The 24,563-nt window shown below is 52.7% G+C and carries 18 protein-coding genes; 8 read left to right on the forward strand and 10 right to left on the reverse strand.

Translation table 11 applies throughout. The features are described 5' to 3' along the window. Positions 1–55 precede the first annotated feature (55 nt). Positions 56–1,555 (forward strand): hypothetical protein, encoded by a 1,500-nt coding sequence (locus IPQ00_06190; GenBank protein MBL0240152.1) that lies wholly within the window; start codon positions 56–58, stop codon positions 1,553–1,555. A gap of 3 nt (positions 1,556–1,558) precedes the next feature. Here the strand turns inward: IPQ00_06190 and lysA are convergent, their stop codons facing one another. From lysA to IPQ00_06215, 5 genes are read right to left on the reverse strand one after another with little or no spacing between them, the layout of a single operon-like run. Further along, positions 1,559–2,968, reverse strand: a complete 1,410-nt coding sequence (gene lysA, locus IPQ00_06195) for a diaminopimelate decarboxylase (protein MBL0240153.1) — start codon at positions 2,966–2,968, stop codon at positions 1,559–1,561. 58 nt (positions 2,969–3,026) lie between these two features. Then, a complete protein-coding gene (locus IPQ00_06200) occupies positions 3,027–4,853 on the reverse strand; it encodes a glycoside hydrolase family 3 C-terminal domain-containing protein (GenBank protein MBL0240154.1) in 1,827 nt (608 codons plus the stop codon). Then, positions 4,837–6,351: a sodium/solute symporter gene (locus IPQ00_06205; GenBank protein ID MBL0240155.1), complete on the reverse strand. Its 1,515-nt coding sequence runs from the start codon at positions 6,349–6,351 to the stop codon at positions 4,837–4,839. Before IPQ00_06205 ends, IPQ00_06200 begins: the two co-directional genes overlap by 17 nt. A 43-nt stretch (positions 6,352–6,394) precedes the next feature. Continuing rightward, positions 6,395–7,312: an N-acetylmuramic acid 6-phosphate etherase gene (murQ, locus tag IPQ00_06210; GenBank protein ID MBL0240156.1), complete on the reverse strand. Its 918-nt coding sequence runs from the start codon at positions 7,310–7,312 to the stop codon at positions 6,395–6,397. After that, positions 7,296–8,273: a hypothetical protein gene (locus IPQ00_06215; GenBank protein ID MBL0240157.1), complete on the reverse strand. Its 978-nt coding sequence runs from the start codon at positions 8,271–8,273 to the stop codon at positions 7,296–7,298. The genes murQ and IPQ00_06215 overlap by 17 nt, the downstream gene beginning before the upstream one ends. A 127-nt stretch (positions 8,274–8,400) precedes the next feature. On the opposite strand from IPQ00_06215, the gene IPQ00_06220 reads away from it, so the two are divergent. The 4 genes from IPQ00_06220 (at position 8,401) to nagA (ending at position 17,023) form a co-directional block, all read left to right on the forward strand. Further along, positions 8,401–9,318 (forward strand): LysR family transcriptional regulator, encoded by a 918-nt coding sequence (locus IPQ00_06220; GenBank protein ID MBL0240158.1) that lies wholly within the window; start codon positions 8,401–8,403, stop codon positions 9,316–9,318. A 68-nt stretch (positions 9,319–9,386) separates the two neighbouring features. Next, positions 9,387–11,966: a DUF1343 domain-containing protein gene (locus IPQ00_06225; GenBank protein MBL0240159.1), complete on the forward strand. Its 2,580-nt coding sequence runs from the start codon at positions 9,387–9,389 to the stop codon at positions 11,964–11,966. Positions 11,967–12,162: 196 nt separating this feature from the next. Next, positions 12,163–15,780: a carboxypeptidase regulatory-like domain-containing protein gene (locus tag IPQ00_06230; GenBank protein ID MBL0240160.1), complete on the forward strand. Its 3,618-nt coding sequence runs from the start codon at positions 12,163–12,165 to the stop codon at positions 15,778–15,780. Positions 15,781–15,871: 91 nt separating this feature from the next. Next, a complete protein-coding gene (gene nagA / locus IPQ00_06235; GenBank protein ID MBL0240161.1) occupies positions 15,872–17,023 on the forward strand; it encodes an N-acetylglucosamine-6-phosphate deacetylase in 1,152 nt (383 codons plus the stop codon). A 53-nt stretch (positions 17,024–17,076) separates the two neighbouring features. Here the strand turns inward: nagA and IPQ00_06240 are convergent, their stop codons facing one another. Next, a complete protein-coding gene (locus IPQ00_06240) occupies positions 17,077–17,580 on the reverse strand; it encodes a Spy/CpxP family protein refolding chaperone (protein ID MBL0240162.1) in 504 nt (167 codons plus the stop codon). Positions 17,581–17,744: 164 nt separating this feature from the next. Here IPQ00_06240 and IPQ00_06245 point away from each other — a divergent pair, with 164 nt between their 5' ends. Both IPQ00_06245 and IPQ00_06250 read left to right on the forward strand, forming a co-directional pair. Further along, positions 17,745–18,434, forward strand: coding sequence for a response regulator (locus IPQ00_06245; GenBank protein ID MBL0240163.1), 690 nt, complete (start codon positions 17,745–17,747; stop codon positions 18,432–18,434). Further along, positions 18,431–19,810, forward strand: a complete 1,380-nt coding sequence (locus IPQ00_06250; protein MBL0240164.1) for a HAMP domain-containing protein — start codon at positions 18,431–18,433, stop codon at positions 19,808–19,810. Before IPQ00_06245 ends, IPQ00_06250 begins: the two co-directional genes overlap by 4 nt. On the opposite strand, the gene IPQ00_06255 is transcribed toward IPQ00_06250, so the two are convergent. Genes IPQ00_06255 through IPQ00_06265 form a run of 3 tightly spaced genes read right to left on the reverse strand, consistent with a single transcriptional unit; the run spans position 19,807 to position 23,218 of the window. Further along, entirely contained in the window at positions 19,807–20,175 is a 369-nt protein-coding gene (locus tag IPQ00_06255) for a hypothetical protein (GenBank protein ID MBL0240165.1), read from the reverse strand. The two genes, IPQ00_06250 and IPQ00_06255, sit on opposite strands and share 4 nt — an antisense overlap. A gap of 55 nt (positions 20,176–20,230) precedes the next feature. Then, entirely contained in the window at positions 20,231–21,250 is a 1,020-nt protein-coding gene (locus IPQ00_06260) for a tetratricopeptide repeat protein (protein ID MBL0240166.1), read from the reverse strand. 30 nt (positions 21,251–21,280) lie between these two features. Then, entirely contained in the window at positions 21,281–23,218 is a 1,938-nt protein-coding gene (locus IPQ00_06265; protein ID MBL0240167.1) for a CocE/NonD family hydrolase, read from the reverse strand. A 183-nt stretch (positions 23,219–23,401) separates the two neighbouring features. On the opposite strand from IPQ00_06265, the gene IPQ00_06270 reads away from it, so the two are divergent. Further along, a complete protein-coding gene (locus IPQ00_06270; protein MBL0240168.1) occupies positions 23,402–23,647 on the forward strand; it encodes a hypothetical protein in 246 nt (81 codons plus the stop codon). Between the two features lie 52 nt (positions 23,648–23,699). On the opposite strand, the gene IPQ00_06275 is transcribed toward IPQ00_06270, so the two are convergent. After that, entirely contained in the window at positions 23,700–24,479 is a 780-nt protein-coding gene (locus IPQ00_06275; GenBank protein MBL0240169.1) for a tetratricopeptide repeat protein, read from the reverse strand. Positions 24,480–24,563 lie beyond the last annotated feature (84 nt).

Consider the following 24,563-nt stretch of genomic DNA (forward strand, 5'->3'; position numbering starts at 1 on the left):
GCTGCGATGTCGAATTATATATTCTAACTCGTCGATCCCGGCGATCTGATCAACTATGGCTGAACATTTTATTTCGAGGGATGCCGCCGAAGGCGACCTTTTGGCCGCCGCCGCTTACGTCGGCGAGGGCGTAAGGAGCAGTGACGGCCGCGCCGAAGCGATGGGTGCCGTGATACCGCGATATTTGGCCAGAGGCGAGGTCGACCTTGCCGCCGAACTTGCCAATTCGGTGGACGATCCGTACTCGCGCGACAAATTGCTGACGTTGGTGGCTGAGGAATGCGCTGAGCGTGACGATGACGAATACGCACTCCAATTGGTTGACGCGATCGAGGATCACGGGCTGCAGGCTCAGGCTTTTGAACGTGTTGCATTGGTTGAGGCTGGTAAGGGAAATGTCGAGAGGGCGGCGGAGATCGCGGATTCGATGGCTCATCCTGATTATGTGTTGGGCGGGATCGCCGTTTATCAGGCCGGAGCAGGCGACATCGCGGCGGCGGAGGCGACCTTAGAGTCGATCGATTTTGCAACAGCCAAAGTCTCAGCTTTGCAGCAGATCGCGGGGCGTTTGATCGGTAACGGCGACACGGAGGGCTCGGTGAAATGGCTTGAGTCCGCGCAAGTGGCAGCCGGCGAGATCGAACACGACGAGGAGCGTATAAGGTCACTTTGCGAGATCGGCAGTTCGTTTGTCGAGGCAAAGCGGAATGATCGTTCGATCGAGGCGTTTGATGCCGCTCGCGAAAGTGCAGAGAAACTGGACAATCTGCATCGGGATTTATTTCTAGCGACTTGCGCTCTTGGTTTTTTGGTTGCCGGCAGTGGTGAACTCGCTGACCGTACCCTCGATATCGTCACCGATAAGACGCATATTTCATCAGCATTGCTCGGATTTGCTCGGCACTATTGGAACTCCGGTGATAAGGATCTAGCACTGGATACACTCGATGAAGCATATTCGATACTTGCCTCACAACGCGAGATCGAGACTCGAGACAGCCGTGCTCGAAACGGTCTGTTGGCGGCGGTCGCGGTTCAGTTTGCGGGTTTTGGCAAGAGCGAACGCGGCGTTGAGATCGCTTCTGAGAACCCGGATCCGAACGAGACCTCCGGTGCACTTTCGCAGATATCGCAGATATTGATCGTACAGAACGAGGATGACTATGCCCGGGAAACTGTCGAGCAGTTGGGCGATGACTCAAACTGTGCAGGAGCGTTGATCGGGCTTTCAGTGGCCGCGAAGGATCGGGGTGATGACGCAACTGCACTCAAGTTCCTTGACGAAGCCTCGCTAGTCGCGGAGTCGATCCCGCAATTGGGGGCGAGATCTGGCGTGATGAATGAGCTTGCTTTGCGATACGCGGCATTTGGCCTTAGTGAAAAAGCATCGGAGATCTCAAGCTCCAATATCGAGTTGATTGGAGCGATCCGAGATAGTAGCGGTCAGGCGGTAATGTTGGCGATGCTCTCAGACGTCTATGATCGGGCGAAGATCGCTTTGTCAGAATCCGACCGATCGCAACTCGGCTTATTTATCCGCCGTGCCGATCTCTAAGTTCTAATAAATATCCCTCGCGACGAGATCCGCAAAACTATCGCGTTCGCGGATGACCTCGGCGGTTCCGTTTGAGCGGATCAATATGACGGGCGGCAGAAAACGTCCGTTGTACTGTGACGCCTGAGCAAGCGAATAGGCTCCGCAGTTGAGCAACGCGAGAATTTCACCCGTTTTGACGTCCGCCGGCAGACGTCGATGGTCTGGCAGGCGGTTTTGGCCCTCGATGTCAAAATACACATCGCCGCCGTCGCAGAGTGGGCCTGCGAGTTTGTACGGCGTGTCGTGATTTTCAGCCGAACGCTCCGCCGATATCAGGTGGTAGTACCACTTGTACGTTTCCATCGACAGCAGGATATTAAAGCCGGCATCCGTCAAGAGCCATTCGTCCGTCCGGTGGGACTCATCGTCTACGGGTCGCGATTTGTGATTTCGGACCGTCGTCAGACAGACGCCGGCGTCCGAGACAACGCTCCGACCCGGTTCGATCAGCAAAGTAATACCATTGAGCAGATCGGCAGCACCTGCCGACTCGGCGATGATCCTGACAGCGTCCCAAGCCTCGCGGATCGCATCGGATGGCTCAAAGTCGGCCTGAAACATCGCCCTCTGCTCGGAGGGAAACGCAGATTCGAGACTCCGATCACGCAGATAGTTGACGGGAAATCCACCGCCGAGATTAATGTGCTTGAGACGGATGCCTGTTTCGCGGTACACCCTCAAAAGACTCTCAAACAACATCGTAAATGCCTTGGCGTATGGTTCTGACTCGGGGTTTTGCGATCCGATATGCAGGTGAACGCCGCACAGATCCAGATGCGGCGAATTGGAATATCGATCGAATGCGGAAAAGGCTTCGTCAGGCATCATTCCGAATTTTGATGTCCGTAACGCCGTTTGCAGGCCCGAATGAGTGCTTGTTTCGATCTCCGGAACAAGACGAAGACTGACATTTGCCCGTTTACCGAGTCTTTGGGCCGTTGATTCGATCAGCGAGAGTTCGTAAACGGAATCGACCTGGATCGCGTAGATTCCGGCATTGATCGCCATTTCGAGTTCCCAGACCTCTTTGCTGGTGCCGTTGAATATGATCTGATCGCCGGTAAATCCGATCTCGAGTGCTTTCCAAAGCTCACCGCCGGAATTCACCTCAAGGTCGCTGCCAGCGTCCTTTACGGCACGGAGAATTCCCATAGTCGAATTCGCCTTAGCGGCGTAACAGACCTTTAGCGGACAGCCTATGGCAAACTCCGCCCGTTTTAGCCTTGAGATATTGTGCCTAATTCGGTCCTCGCTGAAAATGAAAAGCGGTGTTCCGAATTCACGAGCGAGAGCGACGGCAGAAATACCGTTGAAATAGAGTTGGTTGTCGCGAATGTCGAGAAAATTCTCGATCTCCCAAGCTTGAGCCATAAGTATTTTTGTCGGCGATGTTACGGAACGCACTAGCCACGATCGCCGGACGAGTTTTCTATTTCTTTAACAATTGAATTCCCATGCCGCGGGCGAAAAGACCCGGCAGAGTGATCGGCAAACGTCCGGTAATATCCTGTTGGCCCGTGAGGGCACGACCAACCGCCCGTTGGAGGCTCGGCATGTCGCCATAGGCGACGAGGTAAGCGTTTATCTCCGGGAATGAACCAAGTACATACGGATTGCCAAAACTGACGCCGACCACCGTCTTTTTAGCGGCTATCAGATCTTTTAGCAACGCCGCACCCCCATCGGGAATGCCGACGCTGTTTTTGGCACCCGACCGAACGCGGCCATATAGTCCCACGACGACGATATCGGCGCCGGCAGTGGTGGCGGCTGCAGCGGCAATTTGCTCAGGCGTCGAATTTTCCTGGAGATATGCCGGGGTGAATCGAACGCCGGCCGCACGGAGCGAACCGTTTAGGCTCGCCATAGTCTGTGGGCCGTCAAACCCATTTGATATGCCTAGAACGGCGATGCGTTTCGACCGATCGAGCGGGATCGCTCCGCCTCCGTTATTGACGAGCGTAAGGGCCTTGGTCGCGATGTCGTCAGTCAACTTTGTAGTTTCGACGCCCGAAACGATCTGATCTATCTGATCGACCGGAGTAGTGCGGTCGTCGAATAGGCCGACCTCGTATTTCCACGCAAGCTGCCGTCGAACCGATTCATTTAGCCGCTCCATCGGAATACGGCCGCTTTTGACAGCATCGGTGAGGCCACGCAGCATAGCATCGACATCCGCCGGCTTTTCGAGGATATCGGTGCCGGCGAGAAAAGCTCGGACGCCCGCTTCCTCCTGTGTAAAGTAGATCGTCAGGCCGCTCATACTCATCGCATCGGAAACGATCAGCCCCTTAAAATCAAGGTCTTTGCGAAGAATATCGGTTTGAACTTTGTAGGAAAGCGTCGCGGGTATCGTCGCCTTTTCCTTAACGATCTCGGCCCCGGCCTCGGCATCGCCGCCGCGATAGTTGGCAAGCGGCTTGATCTCTTCGCCGTCGATCTGGGGCAGAGCAATGTGAGCGATCATTACCGACGCGATCCCGCCTTTTACGGCGGCTCGGAAGGGCACCAATTCTGTTTTTTCGAGGCTCTCGCGAGAGTGATCAATGATGGGGAGCCCGCGGTGCGAGTCGACTGCGGTGTCGCCGTGTCCGGGAAAGTGCTTGGCGGTGGCAATGACCTTTTGACTCTGGATGCCCTGAGCAAAGGCGACGCCAAAGCGTGCTACATCGGACGGATCTTCGCCAAAACTCCGGACGTTGATAACGGGATTAGCGGCATTATTATTGACGTCCAGTACCGGAGCATAAACGTGCCGGATGCCGATCGCCTTTGCCTCGCGTCCTGTGATAACGCCCATTCTGCGGGCATACTCCGGTTCGCCGGTTGCGGCAACGGCCATCGCCCAGGGGAAGTTCGTCGCGTCTTCAAAACGCATTCCAATACCGGTTTCGGCATCGAGCGACATCAGTAGAGGCAATTTTGCCAATGACTGCATACGATTGGCAAGAATCGTCGTTTCGTAAAGCGGTGCACCGAAAAAGATGATCCCGCCGATCTTATTCTCGACCACCTGCCGCTGGAGGTCCTTAAAAAAAGGGCTCTCGCGGTTAGCAAATTTGGCGTTTACCCCGACGTGGACGAGTTGGCCGACCTTTTCCTCGACCGACATCTTTTCTAGGACTTTATCGGCGTGACTCCACGCCTTTTTAGACGGACTCCACCCCTGAGACTGAACGGGGCGGGTCGGCGCGGTGCCGGCTAGCGAGTTCAGAATCAATATAAGCGATATTACTAGACTAAACAGAAACTTCATCTTTGTTGTTGGGTAAGATCAGAGTCGCTAAAAATGCGACCACTACGGTTGTAATGCTGCCGATCAGAGCGTACCACGTCCAAGCGACCTTGGTGCCGAGCAAGATATACAGCATCAATGATATGCTCGCGATCATACCGATCAAAGCGTGAATTTCGCGGGCCCGCTTGAGAAACGTGCCAACCAGAAAGACGCCGAGTATCGGCCCGTTGATCAACGATGCGACTGACAGAGCGAGAGCCAGGGCAGACTCGCCGGACTTCATAAACGCGATGGCAACGAGGATCTGGATTATGCCGACGATCACCGTCAGCCAACCGGCCAATTTGACCAGATGACCGTCCGACTTGTTTTTAGCAAACGGTTTGTAAAGGTCATTGACCGCCGTTGCGGCAATGGAATTGAGCGATGACGACAGCGCCGCCGCAAAGATCGCCGCTACAACCAAGCCGGAAAGTCCGGGCGGCATATGCTCGGTAATGAAATTAGGAAAAACCTGGTCACCTTTTAGAAAAGGGAAGTTGGCCGAGATCCCGGATCCGACAACGCCGGCCTGAGCATAGTCCGGCGAATTGAACGGAGCGTAAAACGCGAACAGCAGAACGCCGATAAATAAAAATCCGATAAATTGCCCAAGTACGACTGCTCCGGACGAAAGCAAAGCGAGCGATGCCGACGCCGGCTTTTTGGTGCAAAGATAACGCTGAACCAGATATTGGTCAGTGCCGTGAGTCGACATTGTCAGAAAACAGCCGCCGAAAAGGCCCGCCCAAAACGTATATGTCTTGGTCATATCCCAACCAAAATCGAATACGCTGAATTTGTTGAACTGTTCGCCGAGAGCGACTGCATGCGAAAATCCGCCGTCGATATTTTGAATAAGTACGACCGCTGCAGCGATCGCGCCGCCGATGTAGATGACGAGTTGCACGACCTCGACCCAGATAACCGCTTCCATTCCACCGTAAAAGGTGAAAATGATCATCACGATACCCAACAAGACGATCGAGCCGATAATAATGGTCGTCGCGTCCGATCCCGGATTAAATGATGTGTAAACTGCCGCCAGAACGATCGCCGTCAAAAGCAGTCTCACGCCGTCGGCGACGTTACGCATTACAACGAAGAGAGCCGACGCCAGCATCTTGACACGCGTGCCAAAGCGGTCGCCGAGCAATTGATACACGGTCTGCAACTCGCCCTTGAAATACATTGGGATAAATATGACCGAGATCACGATGCGGCCGAGCATATAGCCGAAGACAAGCTGCAAGAATTGAAAATTGCCGTTTTTGGCAAATGCGATGCCCGGCACTGATACGAATGTGATCGTGCTCGTTTCTGTCGCAACGATCGACATCGCGATCGCCCACCAGGGCACTGATCTGTCACCTACAAAGTAGTCCTCGGTAGTTTCCTGTTTGCCGGAAAAAAGGATACCGAAGGCGGTAATGCCGATCAGGTACCCAAAGATGATGATCAGGTCGAGTGTTTGCATAGCAATTCGGGGACGAGCGAAAAGGTCTGTCTTAAATTAAAACTTAATTTTCCAAGAGTAACACAGCATCTGCAACGACAAAGTTGGTGCGCTCGAGTGCGTCACGTGCCGCAATAGGACCTTTGCGTGTAATAAACATAACCAGTGCCACACGCAGGTCACCGCCGCCCTCCTCGAGCAGCGTTGCGGCCGAGCGTTCGTCAAGAGCAGTTTCCGCCATCAAAATACGCAGGGAACGCTCTTTTAGTTTGATATTCGATGACTTGACGTTAGTCATCCGGTTGCCCTTGACGTATCCGAGGCGGATCATCGTCAGCGTCGAGATCAGATTAAGAACCATTTTTTGGGCAGTTCCCGCTTTCATACGGGTCGATCCGGTAATGGCTTCGGGGCCGACGACCGGAATGATCGATGATTCTGCCTCGGCCGTGATCGCAGAATCAGGAACACAGGTCAGGCAAGCCGTAAAGCAACCGATCGATCGGGCGTATCTGACGGCACCGATCGTGTACGGCGTTCGGCCGGATGCCGCAATGCCGATGACGACGTCATTTGAATCCAAATTTCGCTGACGCAGGTCTTCGGGCCCTTGATCGAAGTCATCTTCGCTCGATTCGGTTGCCTTATACAATGCATCATATCCGCCGGCGATGACGCCTTGCACCATCTCATACGGGACGCCGAACGTCGGCGGGATCTCGGATGCGTCGAGTACGCCTAGCCGACCGCTGGTGCCGGTTCCGACGTAAAACAGCCGCCCACCACCCTTGATCTGCTCGACTATGCGATCGACCACTGATGCGATAACCGGCAGGACGCTTTCGACCGCGTCGGCAACGAGTTTGTCCTCATTATTAATGAGCCGGGCGGCATCGAGCGTCGGCAGAGTATCGATCGCCGCGGTTTTCGAGTTCTCTTGCTCGGTGACCGGCAAGGCAATGGTTTTAGCGTCCAGATCCATTTGTTCCGTTTTCGAGAGCCATCAATGCGGCTGCGTGCGATGGCGGCATCAGCGGTTCCGCCAGTTTTGCTTTTGGGGCGACGCGTTTAATGATCGCCCTCATTGGGGCTGTCACCAGGTCACCTGCGTTAAATACGCTACCTACGCAACCCACCGGGATCGCCATATCCTGAAGCCCCAATTTGGTGATTACGGCGGCCGCCGCTGTGCCAAGTTCTCGGCCTGCATCCTCCAATATCTCGATCGCGATCTTATCACCGTCTGCGGCGGTTTCGGAGACGAATCTGGCAAATCCGGCGATGCGGCTGTTGTCCATCTTCGGGGCGTATATCGCACCGATCAGATTTTCGATATTTGAAGCACGAAAATATTCGGCCGCACTGTCGCTCAACTTAGTTGCCGGGCCGCGGCCGTCCGATGCCTTAGCCACCCGATGCAGGGCTTCGCCGGCGATGCCTCGGCCGCCGCCCTCGTCGCCCGCGACCGGGCCCCAACCTCCGGCGACTGCCGTCTCGCCCGCCTCGTTAATACCGAAACAGATCGACCCCGTCCCGGCGATAACGACGATGCCGGCCTTGCCGAGCGTAGTGCCGTAAAGAGCTATTTCCGCATCGGTGGTGACTCTAACCTTACGGACCCGAAATCGAAGGCCAAAGCTCTCACGAACGCGTTCACGAATGTCCTGTCGGCGAACGCCGGCGAGGCCGAGTGTTGCTCCGACGATGTCGCCGCGCGAAACGCCGCCCGAGTCACAGGCGGCATCGATGGCTTTAGCAATATTTGCGACGGCCGTTTCGACGCCGACCCGTAGAGGATTCGACGGCCCGCCGGTGCCTTCGGCGACGACTTCCTTTGCCTCATTCATCAACGCGACATTAGTTTTTGTGCCGCCTCCGTCAACTCCCAGATATAGAAGGTACGACCGGCCCTTGCGACTTTTAGTTTTGGTAATTTTCGGCATCGGCGAACAGGTGAAATGCGAAAATGAACACTTCTATTCTTGGGCATACTTGACTTATAATCAAATTTAACGGATTTTATGTAGTCGATAAGCTAAACTAATCGCACATTCGGAGCGCGGACGACCTATGGAGATAAGACAACTAAAGGCATTTTTGGCGATTGCCGAAGCTAAGACGTTCACGGCTGGGGCTCGCCGCGTCAACGTCACGCAGGCAGCGATATCAATGCAGATCAGGCAACTCGAGGACGAGGTCGGACTGCCGCTATTTACGCGGACGCCGAGGCGAGTGATCATCACTGAGGCGGGCGAGTACCTGCTCGAACGTGCCCGAAAGATCCTGCGCGAACACGATACGGCCCTGGCGGAGATCGCCGAGCTTGGTGGTGCCGAGCACGGGCGACTGCGGATCGGTTCAGCGTCAGCGATGTTTGCTACCCAGCAACTGCCGGGCATTATGCAAATGCTGCGCGTAAAGTTTCCGAATTCGGAGCTTTGCGTAAGCTCGGGTACGAGTAACGCTTTGGTCGATAAGATAATGCACGGCGAGATCGACACCGCGTTTGTGTCGCTCCCGGTCGAAAACTCGAGCATCACGGCCGATCTATTATTTAGCGATGAGATCGTCGCGATCGCACACCCGACGCATAGGTTTGCCAAAGAGCGCTTTATTTCTGCCGCAGCACTTGCCGGAGAAAAACTGATACTCGGCGAACGCGGCGGTAATACTCGCCGAATGGTTGACGAGTTTTTCAACGCAGCGAATGTCCGGCCGAACGTCGTGATGGAGCTTTCGCGGCAGGAAGCGATCAACCAAATGGTCGAAAATAATCTGGGTGTCGGGATCGCCGGTGCCAAGTCCGTGTCGAAGGAGATCCGCGACGGCAAACTCGTGTCGTGGGGCATCGAGGGAGCTGAGATCCAATGGGAACTAGGGCTTGCGCGGCTTAGAGGTGGATATTTTTCGCCGATCGCGAAAGAATTTTCGAGACTTTGCAAAGAGAGCTTTATCGAACGCGATAAAGAGCTAAAAGCCCGAAAATAAATAGCCGCACATAAACGCGGATAACGCAGATAAGAAATTATTTATTTATTCCAAGATTTGATCACATTATGACTAGCAGATTTCGGAGCTTTTTTTGGCTTTCTCTTTTTATCGGCGTTCTTCTGTGTTTATCTGCGGTTAGTTCTCCCTCACAGGGTCTACCGGTTGCGGCACCGCAAACGGTCGGGATGAACGCGGCGAAGCTGAATCAGATCGACGCTCTGGTTGCCGACGCGATCAAAGATAAAAAACTTCCCGGTGCGGTCGTGCTGGTCGGGCACAAAGGAAAGATCGTCTTCCGCAAAGCCTACGGCAACCGCTCATTAGTTCCGACGGTCGAAAAAATGACGGTCGATACGATCTTTGATCTCGCGTCCTTAACAAAACCGATAGCAACTGCTACGTCGATAATGATCCTCGTCGAACAAGGCAAACTTCGCCTGAACGATACGATCGGGATGTACATTCCCGATATCGACGACCCCGAAGCGAAGAAAGTCACCATCCAACAGCTTCTCACGCACACCTCCGGCTACCGTCCCGATTTCGACCTCGGCGAAAAATGGACCGGGCGGGATGGCATGCTCGCGGCATTAAAGAAGGAGAAACTGAGAAATCCGCCGGGGACGAGGTTTGTTTATTCGGATATTGGGTTTATTGTGCTGGGAGACATTGTCTTTAGAATTACGGGTAGACCATTAAACCTATTTGCGGAAGAAACATTTCTTGACCCGCTGACTGCGAAGCCTACATTCGTGCACGGCGACACGCGGTTTGTTGATCTGAAGAATCCAAGGAAGATCTTTGTTCACGACCGTGTAATCACGGAGGGTACGAATAACACAGATTATGCCCCAGCGGAGAACATAAGAGGTCAGAGTAATTATCTCGGTTCGACTTTTGAAGGCGACGCAAAAACTGGGGACAAGATTTTGCGCGGACAAGTGCATGATCCGACTGCATTTCGAATGGGCGGTGTTGCCGGCCACGCAGGTCTTTTCTCCACCGCTGACGATCTCGCCCGTTACTGCCAAATGCTGCTGAACGGCGGGACGCTGGTTGGGAAACGGGTGATGTCAGCTCAGACCGTCGCACGAATGACCGCTCCGATCGTGGTTTCGGAAACGGGAGATGCACGTGGGCTTGGGTGGGATATTAATACTTCGTTCTCGTCCAATCGCGGCGAGCTTTTTCCGCTTGGGTCGTTTGGGCATACGGGTTTTACGGGGACGAGCGTTTGGATCGACCGGGTTTCGGGGACGTTTGTTGTTTTCCTCTCGAACCGCGTTCACCCGGACGGCAAAGGTGATGTTACACCGGTGCGGGCGAAGGTCGCGACCGTTGTCGCGTCCGCGATAGAAGACACGCCGATCGAGGTTTATAGGCTCGCTGAGAGTACATATAATTCTGCGATCGCTGCTCAGGTGCCGCGATTTAGGAAATTCGTCGCGGCTGCGAATCGTCCGGCAGCAACGGCATCGGCGGCCTCGCCGGTGGCAAGCAAGATGCTTGCCGCTCCAGTCCTCAACGGCATCGACATTCTCGAACGCGACAAGTTCAAACAGCTCGAAGGCCTTAAGATCGGGCTTGTCACCAATCATACCGGACGCAACCTTGCCGGTAAGCAGACGATCGACATCCTGAAAGAAGTTCCGAATGTACAACTTGTGTCGCTGTTTGCACCGGAACACGGCATTCGCGGGGAACTCGATCAGGCAAAGATCGACGATGGTAAAGACGAGAAAACTGGGTTGCCGATATACTCGCTCTACGGCGAAACCCGGCGGCCCAAGCCGGAGCAACTTAGGGATCTCGACGCGATCGTCTATGACATTCAGGATATCGGAGCGAGATTTTATACCTACACGGCGACGCTCAAGAATGTCCTGGAGGAGGCGGCAAAGGCAGGGAAGCCCGTCTTCATTCTCGACCGTCCAAACCCGATAAACGGCAACGCCGTCGAAGGTTCGCTTGCCGACGAAGATAAACTTTCCTTCATTGCCGCCCACACGACGCCTGTGCGTTATGGCCTGACGATCGGCGAACTCGGGCAAATGATGAACGCCGAGCGAAAGATCGGTGCTGACCTCCGGGTGATCAAGATGGAAGGCTGGACGCGGGCTATGTGGTTTGACGAGACAGGACAGACTTGGGTCAACCCGAGCCCGAATATGCGTTCTTTGACCGAGGCAACTCTGTATCCCGGCATCGGGCTGCTGGAGACGACAAATGTCAGCGTCGGTCGAGGGACTGACACGCCCTTTGAGATCGTCGGTGCTCCGTGGTTGGACGGCCGAAAGCTTGCCGCGTTTCTGAATCATCGAAATATCAAAGGTGTGCGGTTTGTACCCGTAAGATTTAAGCCCACGACCTCCGTCTTTAAGGACGAAGAATGCAGCGGTATTAATATCATTGTCACCGATCGCGACTCTTTCAACTCGGTCCGAACCGGCTTTGAAATAGCTGCCGGATTGCGAAAACTCTACCCATCCGACTGGCAAGTCGAGAAATACGCCAGACTGCTTGTAAACGCCGAAGTGCTCGAATCGGTCAAACGCGGCGACACGCCGCAGATGATCGACGATGCGATGCGTACAAAAAATGAAGAATTTGCGCGTCGTCGGGCATTATATTTGCTTTACAAATAGTCAGTTCAGAGTTGTGAACATAAAAGAATTAGCACGACTGTAAGAAAGTAGCCATTTTATTACATTTACAGGATTTGGACGTATTTTTTGTATCCTGAGTGATAACGAAAATTTGAATAAATCTCCATAAATGTCAATATTCCTTATGGATTAAACTCTTGGCTTCAGAAGAAAAATCGACAAAGGAAAGGAAAATATGAGCAAAAAAGCATTGTTTTCGTTAATTTTTGCGATCTCCTGCCTACTCTCGTTTAGTGCGGTATCATTCGCACAAGAGGTCACAGGATCGATCGCAGGCAACGTTCGCGACGCCAATGGCGCCGCGGTTGCGGGTGCCACCGTTACAATAACGGACCCCTCGAAAGGAAATCTCGTTGTACGTACCTTAACCACGAATGGAGACGGCCAGTTTTCCGCTCCAAATATGGCTATCAGTACTTATAGTGTCACGGTCGAGGCCGCCAATTTCAAAAAAGCAGTCAGCACCGACATTAAGATCGACGTGGGCCAACGCCGCACGGTCGATGTTACGCTGACGGCCGGTAATATCTCGGAAACCGTCACGGTTACTGCCGACCCGGTGAGTGTCGACCTAACGTCGCCAACTAGCGGTACGGTCATCAATGGCGATCAGGTTCGCGAACTTTCGATCAATAACCGTAATTTCACACAGCTTATAACACTCGCTCCGGGCGTCACTAATGACCTCTCGGATCAGGTGTATCAGGGAACAGTGAACCCGGACGGCCAGGCGAACATCGTTTCGATCTCGGTCAACGGTGCACGTTCGAGCCAAAATACCTTTACGGTTGACGGTGCGGACATCACTGATCGCGGTTCAAATCTGACGATCCAGGCTTACCCTAGCATCGATTCGATCGGCGAGTTTCGCGTTCTCCGTTCGCTTTATCCGGCAGAGTCGGGACGAAGCGGCGGCGGACAGGTCAACGTCGTTACCCGCAGCGGTACGAACCAGTTCAGATTCAGCGCTTTCGAATTTGTTCGTAATGACAAATTCAATGCAAATTCGCCGCTCATTAACAGCCAGACCAATCCGGTTCTCGGCCGTAACGCAGACGGCAAGGCGATTCGGCCTCCATTTCGTTACAACAACTATGGATTTACGGTTGGCGGCCCCGTTTTCTTCCTGAACTTTGGCGAAAACGACAAGAGTTGGTTCCGCAGATGGGAAAAGACCTTCTTCTTCTTCTCGGAAGAGCAGCGTAAAGACCGCCGCTCACAGACGCTGACCTCAACGGTTCCGACTGCTCAGCAGCGTGCTGCTTTCTTTACGGTTCCTATCTGTCTGCAGGCAACAGGAGCGGTTTGTACTCTGACTCAGGCTGCAAACTCCACTTTGCCGAACGTTAATCCGGTTGCCGCACAGTACATTCAATTTGTTTACAACAATCTGCCATTGCCGAACACATCGATCGCAAACCAGTTGATCGCGGTTGCACCAAATGTCGCGGATTTTCGCCAAGAGGTTTTGAAGATCGACCACAGTTTCTCGGACAAATGGTCGATGTACTACAGATATCAGCAGGACAAGATCCCGACGATCGATGTTAACTCGTTGTTCTCGTCAGGTTCCGGTCTTCCGGGAGTTTCGACAACGTCGACGAACTCGCCCGGCAAAACTCATACGTTCCAGACGACCTATGCTCTGACCCCGTCGCTGATCGTCGAAGCACGCTATACCTTTGGATATGGTGCGATCCTCAGCGAAAACATCGGACTGCTTGCTCGTACACGTTCGCCGATCAATCCGCCGCTTGCTTATACGAATCAGCGTGATCGCGTTCCAACGATCAGCGGAAACGGATTTAGTGCTCTTCAGAGCTTCGGCCCGTATGACAACTTCTCCTGGAAGGCCAATACAGCCGGCTCGGCAACTTGGATCAAGGGCAATCACACGATGAAGTTTGGAGCGATGTACTCGAAGTACCGCAAGAACGAAAATGCTCTTGCCGGTAATAACGAAGGTATCTTCTCCGGATTCAACACACCGGGTGGAACTGCTAACGTCATTGCAACCGGCGGTAATACGACCCAGCAGTTGTGGGCAAACTTCCTGATGGGAACGAACGTATCGTTCACACAGGCAAGCTACGACTACACAGCGGACCTTCGTCAAAAGGCTTTTGAAGCATTTGCTCAGGACGAATGGAAGATCCGTCGTAACATTACGCTTTATGCCGGTGTTCGATATTCGTTCTTCGGTTCGCCGTGGGACAAGAACGGACGGTTGACGAATTTCGTTCCCGAATTGTGGAATCCGGCCGCTGCTCCGGCAGTGACAGGTGCGGGTAACCGCGTGGTCGGAACCGGAAACTTCTGTAACGGAATGATCAACAACTCACAAAACAACGTTGGATTCCCGAACTGCACGACCACACAGTCGCCTTGGGGCAAGTTTATCCTGGATGTTTCCAAGAAGGACTTTGCACCTCGCGTCGGTATTGCGTGGGATCCGTTCGGCAAGGGTGATACCTCGGTCCGTATGGGCTACGGTATCTATCACGAACAGGTACTGAACGGTATGGTGCTGCAGATGATCGGACTCAATCCGCCATTCCAGCAGACGTGTTCCGTTACGGGTACCAACCTTGCTAATCCGACGCCGGGCGGTTGTACCGCAGTTGTTGCAGGAGCAGCAGCCGCAAATATCCGTTCGATTGACCCGAATTGGAAGACGCCGTATATGCAGCATTGGTCGCTGGACGTTCAGCGTCAGTTGACCAGCAAGACGGTTGTCACCGTCGGTTACTATGGTTCGAAGGGAACCCACCTGATCGGCGGTTTTGAAAAGAACCTACTCCAGCCGAATGCGGCGATCGGTCGCGGAGCTACCGGATGTGCGACCGGTGCGACATATATCGGCGGCCCGGGCGTCACGCTTGGACCGTGTATGGTCGCCGGAACCGCATTCTTGAGTTCGGCAGCAACTGCTATACTTGATCAGATCAGGCCGTACCGCGGTTATCGTTCGATCCAGGCAGTTGAGACACGTTACAATTCGAGCTATCACAGTCTTCAGTTCTCGGGACAGCATCGCTTCGACGGTGCATCGCAGGTCAACGTAGCATACACGTGGGCTAAGAATCTGACAGATGCTCAGAACGATCGTTCGACCTCGCCGCAGAACACCTACGATATGAGCCTTGAAAAGGGTCGTGCCGCACTTGATCGCCGTCACGTATTGACGATCAACTATGTGTACGAAATTCCGTTCTTCAAGGATCAAAAGGGCTTTGCGGGTAAGGTGCTGGGCGGATGGCAGGCATCGGGAATTGTGACATATCAGACTGGACTTCCGTTTACGCCGACGGCGTCAGCGTTTGACGCAGCAGGACTTGGATTGATCCCGGCACTGGTCGCGGGTGCCCGTCCTAATCTGACATGTGATCCGAATGCTAATGCTTCGCATACAGTACAGCAGTGGTTTGACACGTCTTGTTTTCAGGTTACTCCGATCAGCAGTACCGATCCGAATTTCCCGATCACGAACCGTGTTGGCGATGGCGGCCGCGGTATCATCAACGGCCCCAGCACACGCAGAGTAGACTTTACGCTTTCGAAGAACATCCGTTTCAGTGAGCGTTTTCGTCTGCAGTTGCGTGGTGAGGCATTTAACGTGATGAACTGGACCAACTTCCGTGCTTTGAGCACAGTGGTTTGGAATGCTACGACTCGACCGACAAATATGCCGATCGGAACGAGCACCGGCGGAAACGGTTCTTCGACGTTCGGTCAGGTGACCTCGTATCGCGATCCGCGTGTTATCCAACTCGGTATCAAGCTAAACTTCTAAGCATGATACTTTGATCTAGCCGAGAGGCCCGTAGTTCCGAGAGGATCTGCGGGTCTTTCGCTTTTCGCCGGGAATGTGAAAAAATCGAAATATGGCATCGATCCTGATCAAAAATGCTGAGCTTTCGACATTGTCGACAAGTAAACCAGCCTCAATTCTGATCGAGAATGGCCGCATAACCAAAATCTCGACGAGCACACTCGATTCGGGGGTGGATATGGTCATCGACGGCACCGGGTTGACAGCGTTTCCGGGTTTTATCGACGTTCATATTCACGGGGCAGTTGGCGTGGATATTAACGAGGCAGACGCTGACGATATGCTCCGCGTCGCGGAATTCTTAGCCGCAAATGGCATCACATCCTGGGTGCCGACGCTTGTTCCGGATTCGGACGCGAACTATCACAGAGTGATCGGTGAGATCGAAAAGCTTTGTGCCTTGCAGGGCGGAAAGCCGGTTGCACAGGCTGTGGGCGTTCATTATGAGGGCATATTTGCGAATGAAAAAATGTGCGGAGCACTGCGGCCCGAGTATTTCAAACGATTTGGCGACACACTGTCGATCGACCTGCCGCGACTGAAAAGCGGTGCACATTTGACGACCCTGGCACCCGAGGTAACTGGTGGAATCGACCTGATCCGGCTACTCGTCAGCGAAGGCTGGGTTCCGTTGATCGGGCACACAAATGCCGACGTCGCCACGCTTGATGCTGCCTTTTCGGCCGGTGCACGGCATATGACGCATTTCTATAACGCTATGACGGGCATACATCATCGCGATCTCGGAGTCGCGGGATGGGCTCTGACCAAGAGCGATGTGACCTTCGACATTATTGTTGACGGCATCCACGTCGAGCCGCGAATGTTAAAACTGGCAGTCGATGCTAAATTGCCGGAGAACGTTTTGCTGATCAGCGATTCGGTCGCCCCAACGGGACTCGGTGACGGCAGCTTTGAGCTCTGGGGTGAAAACGTGTCGGTCACAGCTGGTCGAACACGAAACGAACGAGGAAGCATCGCCGGTTCGGTGATAAATATGCTCGACGCATTTCGCCAAATGTCCAAGCTCGGCTATTCAAATCGTGAATTATCTTTAATGTCGTCGCGAAATCCCGCTCGGCTTATCGGTATGGACGACCAACTCGGATCACTGGACGAAGGAAAGTGTGCCGATATCGTGTTGCTGGATGCCGACGGTTCGGTCCGACATACCATTGTTCGGGGTGTCGCCCTGCACAATTAAAGGGGCCGCAGAACCGAAGTCCTGCGGCCGTCTCGTTCTGCAATATACTGCAATTACTTAACATCTCCACCAACCGGAGAGCCAAATCCCCTGCCAAATCCCCTGTGGCCTTTGCCGCGTCCGGCACGGTCTTGCTTAAGTTGAGCCGCCTTAGCCTTTTGCTCGTCGGTCAGGATCGCAAAGATCTGGGCCTTTGTCTTTTCCTTTTCAACGATCATTTTGCCCATAAGAGCTGACTGCTCGGCCGCGATCGCCTCGACCTTTGCTTGATCGAACGATCCGTCAGTACCTAGATCGGCAAGCTGTTTGCGACCGTCACGCATCTGTTGAGCGAGCGGTTCAATGCTGGTTCTGCTTGCTTCGGTTATTTCCTTGACCTTGGCTTTTTGCACATCGGTCAGGTCCAAACCCCGCAGAAACATCATCGCCATACCCGGGCCGCCGCGACGTCCGCCGAATTCGCCCATACCCCTGTGAGCGGCTCTCTGAGCCACTACAAAAATGGCGCCGCCCACAAGTACCACAACTGCTAAAATTCCAACAATTATCTTTTTCATAAGTGTCTCCATATTTATTATCACTGGTATCCGGCGACTTTGTTCGCCTCTAAACAGTAAGACGAAATCGACATCTGCCCGAATGTAGGACAATTGTGAGTTTGTGTAAAGAATTGTAAAACCGCCCCCACGGCGGACATTTATGACGTAGAATGCTTTCAGGTATGAATAAGATAATCATCATCGATGACGACGAAGAGTTGTGCGAACTGGTCTCAGAATACCTGACTGTTGAGGGGTTTGACGTCTCGTCGGTCAATGACGGCGAGAGCGGATTGGCCGCGGCACTGTCGGGCGAATACGATATGGCGATTCTTGACGTAATGTTACCCAAGATGAATGGATTCGACGTTCTGAGGAATTTACGGCTCGAGTCTAAACTGCCGGTGATAATGCTTACGGCTCGCGGCGATGATATGGAGCGGATCGTTGGACTCGAGATCGGTGCTGACGACTATTTGCCCAAACCGTTCAATCCGAGGGAACTAGCCGCTAGGCTACGCGCGATCCTCAGGAGAGCCGCCGGAGACGATGACGGGACAACTGCGTCGGAAAAGATCAACATCGACGGAGTAGAATTAGCTCCGGCATCGCGTCTGGTATCCGTTGATGGTACCGACGTTAATCTGACATCGGTCGAGTTCGAACTGCTGCGAGAACTTCTAAGTGAGGCTGGTAAGATCGTTCGGAAAGAGGATCTTAGTGAAAGCGTCCTCGAACGTAAACTTTCAGCCTTTGACCGCAGTCTGGATATGCATATCAGCAACTTGCGTAAGAAAATGGGGCCGCGGGCTGACGGAAGTGACCGTATCAAGACGATACGGTCGGTTGGATATATTTACACTCTAGTATGAAGCTATTCATAAAGATCTTTTTGTGGTTTTTGGTAGCGATCGCTCTGTCGAACGTCGTCATTCTTTTTGTTACGCGTTCGTTTCAGACCGAGCCGATGATGAACCGCGTGCAACGGTCAACGCGTAACCAGATGATCGTTTACGCCGGCACCGCAACACAGATCGCAAACGGCGAGGGCGAATCGGGCGTCAAGGCATTTTTGACCAGGCTACGCGATCTCGAGCCGCCACGTGAGGTCGATCTGGTCGCCGAGGATGGTAATGTATGGTACGGCACCACGGACGATATTGAGGACTCACGAGAGCTGATCGGCCGGACACTGACGAGTCGGACCGCAGAGGTGGATTTTTCTAGCGAGGATCGTTCGATCGGTGCTGCACCGGTAGATTTCCCGGACGGCCGCAAATTTGTACTAGTTTTGCAATGGGAGCGGACTGGTCCGCCATCATTATTTTTTGGTTCGTGGATTGGGCTCTTTCGGCTAAGCGGATTGCTACTGACCGGTCTCGCCCTGTGCTACCTGCTTGCACTCAATTTGACCTCGCCGATCCGAAAGATAAGGGAAGCGACGCGAGGATTGGCCGCTGGTGACCTTAAGACTCGTGTCTTACCGCAGATCGGGCGCCGCCGTGACGAACTGGCTGACCTGGCTCGTGATTTTGACGTTATGGCCGAGCGACTCGAGTCGCTCGTGACTTCGCAGGCACGGCTTACACAGGACATTTCTCACGAGCTTCGCTCGCCGCTAGCCCGTATGAACGTGGCACTCGAGATCGCAAAGCAAAAGGCAGGGCCGGATTCATTGCCGCTACTCGCAAGGATCGAGAAGGAATCGGACCGCCTCAACGAAATGATCGGCCGCATTTTGATTCTTGCCAAGCTCGAAGGCGGTGCTGACGACCTCGAACATGAATGGATAGACCTTGCCGATCTAGTCAGTGACGTTTCAGAAGATGCTGATTTTGAAGCAAAAGCGAAAGGTAAGTCAGTTAAAATGTCGAAGATCGACGATTGCCGCGTCGTCGGTAGCGACAATCTTCTGAGAAGTGCAGTCGAAAATGTCTTGCGAAATGCCGTGCGATACACGGTGGATGGTTCGGACGTAGACGTATCGCTGGATGCCAATGCCGACAAGGCGGTCATAAAGATCGCCGATCACGGCGGCGGCGTTCCGGAGGAGGAACTCGCAAATCTGTTCAGGCCTTTTTACCGCGTAGGTGAGGCCCGCGAACGACGAACCGGGGGCATCGGTCTTGGATTGGCGATCGCGGACCGGGCGATACAGGCACACAAGGGCACTATCACCGCACGCAATAAGAACGGCGGGCTCGAGGTTGAAATAATACTTAACCGCAGCGATCGAACTAAGGCCTAGACGATGCCTGCCTGTCGGGCCGCGATAAACGAGCGTATCGACAGGACAACATAGATCAGGCAAATCGCGGCCATCGCGATCTGTGAGACGACGGCTGCGGACATCGACAACTCGCCGATCTTCGAAACCAGGCGTCCCGCCGTAAGTATAAAACCGAGTAATGCGACTGTAACTGCTACATGCATAATATGCTTTCGCATACCCTCGCTCGCATTTGCCGCAGCACCGAGGCCGGCCAATACGATCCCGAAAAACGCAGGGATCAGGGCCGTAATACTGGCCTTTTCGTTCATCATTCCGTGAACATATCCTACTCCGCCGATAACGATCAAAATCACACCAAATATAATTGCATTAACTGGCATTCATTCTCCTTGGTTCCCGAATGTACCTAAACGGGAACCATTTCTCCAAGTTAGACTATTTACCGTTTATTACCTTCAACAGATCGTTGGACAACGCCGGATCCAGCGGCCTGAGAGACTCATATTGCTGTCGGGCCATTACCTTATTTCCCTGCGAATTGTAAGCGAGGCCAAGGCGATAGTAGCCGCGTGGTTCACTGCTGTCGAGATCGATCGCCGCCTTAAAGTATATGACAGCATTGGCGTAATTTCGTGTCATTCTATAACTTTCGGCAAGATAAAAATTGGCATCGTACCACTTCGGGGTGATCGCCACGGATTTGAGATAAAATGGGATCGCCGACGCATATAGACCCTGATTGTATTGAATATTGCCGAGCCCATACTGACACTGGCTGTTTGCCGGTTGGAGAACGAGACATTTCTCATATGCGGACTTTGCCTCAGGATATTTCTTTAGTGAGTTGTATGCGAGGCCGAGTTGGCGATGAAACTCAGCATTGTCACCTGCGAGTGCGAGTCCCTTATTTAACAAAGTGACGATCTCGTTCGCTTTACCTAGATATTGCAGCGTTACTGCCAACTGTAGATAACCCGGCGCGTAGTTTGGGTTGAGCTCGATCGACGATCTAAACGCGGTCTCGGCTTCTGCATATTTCTTTTTGGACTTGTGAGCGACACCTAATTCAAAATACGGTTGGGAGTCCCGCGGACGTATCCCGATCGCTGATTGATAAGCCAGAACAGCTTCGGAATAACGATCGTCGTAATCAAGTTCGTTGCCGAGTTGGACCCACGCTTCGAAATAGTCGGCTTTTATCCGTACAGCTTCCTGAAGCGAAAGGATCGATTCCTTGTGCATTTTTTGGTTTTGGTAACACAGTCCAAGAAAATAATAAGCGGTCGGCACGTCCTTTCGGACTGCGATCACTGTTCGAAATTTTTCCGCAGCTTCGATATATTTACCCGCCTGCAGAAGTGCAACGCCCTCTTTGTAGACAGTGTCAACCGATTGAGAATAAACGGCAGCCGATAAAACAAAAGTTGCCAATAGCACGATCGTAAGTCTTTTCATTAATTTTCTCTTCGTCTTGTGGTTTAACTACTACTTCTGGATCGGCAGGATGATCGCCGATTGGTAACGTCCGCCGGTATAGACACGCTGAGTTGCTTTCTGAAAGTCGGCCGCGGTACCAATTTTGTTATTTGTAAGAAACTTCTGCGGATTGCGTGCCACGAGCGGAAACCACGTGCTCTGGATCTGGATCATCACGCGATGGCCCTTCTTAAAAGTATGCGTGACGCCCGGCATTGTAAATGCAAGTTTGGTCGGAGCATTCGGCGTAAGCGGAACACCCTTTTCAAATCCGTTCCGGAATCGTGCCGGCATCGGTTCACCGCGCAGCAGCATTTCATAACCGCCGGGCTGAAATACGCTCCATGCTGAGTTTTGCGGCGGCTTTTCGCCCGCCGGATAGCGATAATCATTCGGAAATACGTCGATTAGCTTAACGACAAAGTCCGAATCCGTGCCGGTCGAGGAAATGAACAATGTCGGCTTAATATCGCCGGCGATGGTGAGGTCCTCAGTGAGCGGAGCGGTCTGAAAGACCAATACGTCCGGTCGTGTTGATGCAAATCTCTGGTCTTCGGTCATAAAGTCACGCGGATAATTATTCGTGATCTTCTGTGTATACGGAACCGGATTCGAAGGGTCGGAAACGTATTCGGAATATCCCCCGGTACTCGCCGGCAACTCAAACCGAGCGGTGCCGCCAGCGGTCAAATAAAGCGGCGTGTCTGTACTTGTAGATGGACTGTAATTGTCGAAAGCACGCCATTCGTTCGAGCCTGTATCAAACGCGTTTACCTCTTTGATCTTGGAAATGTCACCCTTGTCTTTTAGGAAATGGCCGAAAAAGGGGACTTCCATATTTTGGCGAAAGTATTCGCCGGTTTTTTGTCCGAAGTATGCCGTTCCGAGCCAGTCACCGTCATTTCGCGACCAACCGCCGTGATCCCAAGGGCCGACGACAAGCACATTAAAGATGCCGGGGTTCTGTTTCTCGATGTGTCGATATGTACCAAGGGCTCCGTAAAGGTCTTCGTTGTCATACCAGCCGCCAACGGTCATAGTCGCACACGTGATGTTCTTGAGTTTTGTGAGAATATTGCGATCCTTCCAAAACTGGTCGTAGTTGGGGTGCTGCATCATATCATCCCAAAACTTGATCCGAACCCCGAGATTCTTTTCATACTCGTCGGCGATCTCTTTTAGCCCGCCCGCGTTGAGGAAGTAATTATACGCATCTGTCGGGCGCGGGCCGGTCCAGCTCTTTACGTACTTAAAATCAAAATTCGGCGACGGGCGATATTGGCCAAAACTTGTGAAAAAATTGAAGTTTTGAGTCAGGAATATAGCACCGTTATGATGCATATCATCGCCCATATACCAATCAGAGACCGGTGCCTGTGGCGAACACGCTTTTAGTGCCGGGTGCGAATCGATCGAGCCCGCACTCGTATAAAATCCGGGGTAAGAAATGCCATACGTTCCGACCCGGCCATTATTGTTATCTACATTTTTGACCAGCCAATCGATAGTGTCGTAGGTGTCGGTCGATTCGTCGATCTTGGTCTTGTCAGTATTCGCGATATCGGGCCGAACGTCCATAAATTCGCCCTCGCTCATCGTTTTGCCGCGTACGTCCTGATAGACAAAGATGTAGCCTTCCTTGGCAAATAACGGGTCGGGACCGAGGCTTTGCTTAAAGTTGGCCACGCCGTACGGTCCGACCGTGTATGGTGTCCGATTGAGGAGCATAGGATACTTTTGCGACTTATCCTTAGGCTCGTAGATCGCAGTAAAAAGCTTGATGCCGTCACGCACCGGAATCATCACTTCGCGTTTTGTGTAATTGTCGGTGATGTATTTGGCCAGCTCATTTGGAGCGACCGCCGGGGTCTGCCCGAACGAATGGGCGTTTAGTCCAAATGTAAAAAGTGCGACGAAAACGAAAAGAAAAACTGACTTTATGCTCATAATCTCTCCTCTAACGGCCGATCGATCCGGCGGGGTGCTTACGACAAACTTGGGGCGGTTAATCTACTTGTTATACGCAATTTTCGCTCAATTTGATTCAAAACAAAAGCGTGTGACACATTCGTACTATTATTTCGTCTTGCGGGGCGTAGCGATCCGGCGGCCGGGGGATATAATATAGCGATGTCGGGATTGATTTGGTTGTTGATCTTTGTAGGACTGCTGACGCTGGCCGGCAGTGCGGCACTCTTTATCGTCACCTACAAATACTATTGGGGCGAACGTGGTGCACCGCCGCTGAGCGGAGCCGAACGCCAACGACATAAGCAAGAGGAACTACAACTTCGAGCAAACCAGATCGAGCGGGCTCGACGTAATCCGGTGAAAAGCCGCACCCCAAGCTTTTGGGATAATAGGAAAAATTCCTAAAGATCGACCATCAGAAAGCTACTAGCATAACAATTATTCAAAATCGCTTGAATCAATTTTCGAGATCCGCTGCAGTTTTGTCGTCAGCCGCAGCAAGAGCCACCTTGCCAAGTTTACGGTAGAAGATAGCTCGAGTTTTGTAGCGTGATGACTTTGGGTCTAGATCGATGGCGGAGCTAATGTCCTTAAGTGCCGCGGCACTATTGCCAAGATTCATATAAGCTATCGACCGGTTTTGATATCCATCCGACAGGAAGGGAATATGAGTCTTGTTAAGGTCCACATAAATATTCAGATCGGCGATGGCCTTTAAGTAGAGTTTCTGAGCACTATATACCTTTGCTCGATTGTAGTATGGTTCGGCGTCCTTAGGGTCAAGCCGTATGGCTCGATCATAATCGGCAAGCGCGTTAGCGTATTGGCTCATCGAGAAGTAGGTGTTGCCTCGATTGTTAAGGGTGCTCGTGCTCGTAAATAGGTTGAGGGACGCAGTATAGTCAGCGATCGCGTCCGTATGTTTGCCGAGAGCTTTATTCGCGTCACCCCTTCCGGAGTAACCGTCAGCGAAATATTCCACATTCGTCGGTTTTGAGTTGATATAAACCGTATAATCCGCGACCGCTTCAATGTCCTTACCCAATGCGTGGTAGGCGAGTGCACGATTGTAATACAGCTCGTTAGCCGTAGGTCGGTCTCTGATCTGCGTAGTATATGAGCGAACCTTGCACTGATAATCTGTTTTTTCGCAAACCGTATTTTGACCGGCTCCAAGGGACGTAAAAACAACAAACACAAATGCACTTAAGATTATGGTACTCGAGATGTATTTCATAGATTTGTTCCTGTTAGCCAAGGCAAAATAAAACTGTCGATCGATCAAAACGCGCTGACCTTTGCAGAGTTTATCAGATATTTG

This window comes from Chloracidobacterium sp. (genome assembly GCA_016720705.1).
Classification (GTDB): Bacteria; Acidobacteriota; Blastocatellia; order Pyrinomonadales; family Pyrinomonadaceae; genus OLB17.

Excerpts from the sequence above, each read along its gene's own strand:
- IPQ00_06265 (MBL0240167.1), bottom strand. The coding sequence starts at position 23,218 with ATGAGCATAAAGTCAGTTTTTCTTTTCGTTTTCGTCGCACTTTTTACA.
- nagA (MBL0240161.1), top strand. The coding sequence starts at position 15,872 with ATGGCATCGATCCTGATCAAAAATGCTGAGCTTTCGACATTGTCGACA.
- IPQ00_06255 (MBL0240165.1), bottom strand. The coding sequence starts at position 20,175 with ATGCCAGTTAATGCAATTATATTTGGTGTGATTTTGATCGTTATCGGC.
- lysA (MBL0240153.1), bottom strand. The coding sequence starts at position 2,968 with ATGGCTCAAGCTTGGGAGATCGAGAATTTTCTCGACATTCGCGACAAC.
- IPQ00_06270 (MBL0240168.1), top strand. The coding sequence starts at position 23,402 with ATGTCGGGATTGATTTGGTTGTTGATCTTTGTAGGACTGCTGACGCTG.
- IPQ00_06200 (MBL0240154.1), bottom strand. The coding sequence starts at position 4,853 with ATGAAGTTTCTGTTTAGTCTAGTAATATCGCTTATATTGATTCTGAAC.
- IPQ00_06220 (MBL0240158.1), top strand. The coding sequence starts at position 8,401 with ATGGAGATAAGACAACTAAAGGCATTTTTGGCGATTGCCGAAGCTAAG.
- IPQ00_06240 (MBL0240162.1), bottom strand. The coding sequence starts at position 17,580 with ATGAAAAAGATAATTGTTGGAATTTTAGCAGTTGTGGTACTTGTGGGC.
- IPQ00_06205 (MBL0240155.1), bottom strand. The coding sequence starts at position 6,351 with ATGCAAACACTCGACCTGATCATCATCTTTGGGTACCTGATCGGCATT.
- IPQ00_06275 (MBL0240169.1), bottom strand. The coding sequence starts at position 24,479 with ATGAAATACATCTCGAGTACCATAATCTTAAGTGCATTTGTGTTTGTT.
- IPQ00_06225 (MBL0240159.1), top strand. The coding sequence starts at position 9,387 with ATGACTAGCAGATTTCGGAGCTTTTTTTGGCTTTCTCTTTTTATCGGC.
- IPQ00_06190 (MBL0240152.1), top strand. The coding sequence starts at position 56 with ATGGCTGAACATTTTATTTCGAGGGATGCCGCCGAAGGCGACCTTTTG.
- IPQ00_06245 (MBL0240163.1), top strand. The coding sequence starts at position 17,745 with ATGAATAAGATAATCATCATCGATGACGACGAAGAGTTGTGCGAACTG.
- IPQ00_06230 (MBL0240160.1), top strand. The coding sequence starts at position 12,163 with ATGAGCAAAAAAGCATTGTTTTCGTTAATTTTTGCGATCTCCTGCCTA.
- IPQ00_06260 (MBL0240166.1), bottom strand. The coding sequence starts at position 21,250 with ATGAAAAGACTTACGATCGTGCTATTGGCAACTTTTGTTTTATCGGCT.
- murQ (MBL0240156.1), bottom strand. The coding sequence starts at position 7,312 with ATGGATCTGGACGCTAAAACCATTGCCTTGCCGGTCACCGAGCAAGAG.
- IPQ00_06215 (MBL0240157.1), bottom strand. The coding sequence starts at position 8,273 with ATGCCGAAAATTACCAAAACTAAAAGTCGCAAGGGCCGGTCGTACCTT.
- IPQ00_06250 (MBL0240164.1), top strand. The coding sequence starts at position 18,431 with ATGAAGCTATTCATAAAGATCTTTTTGTGGTTTTTGGTAGCGATCGCT.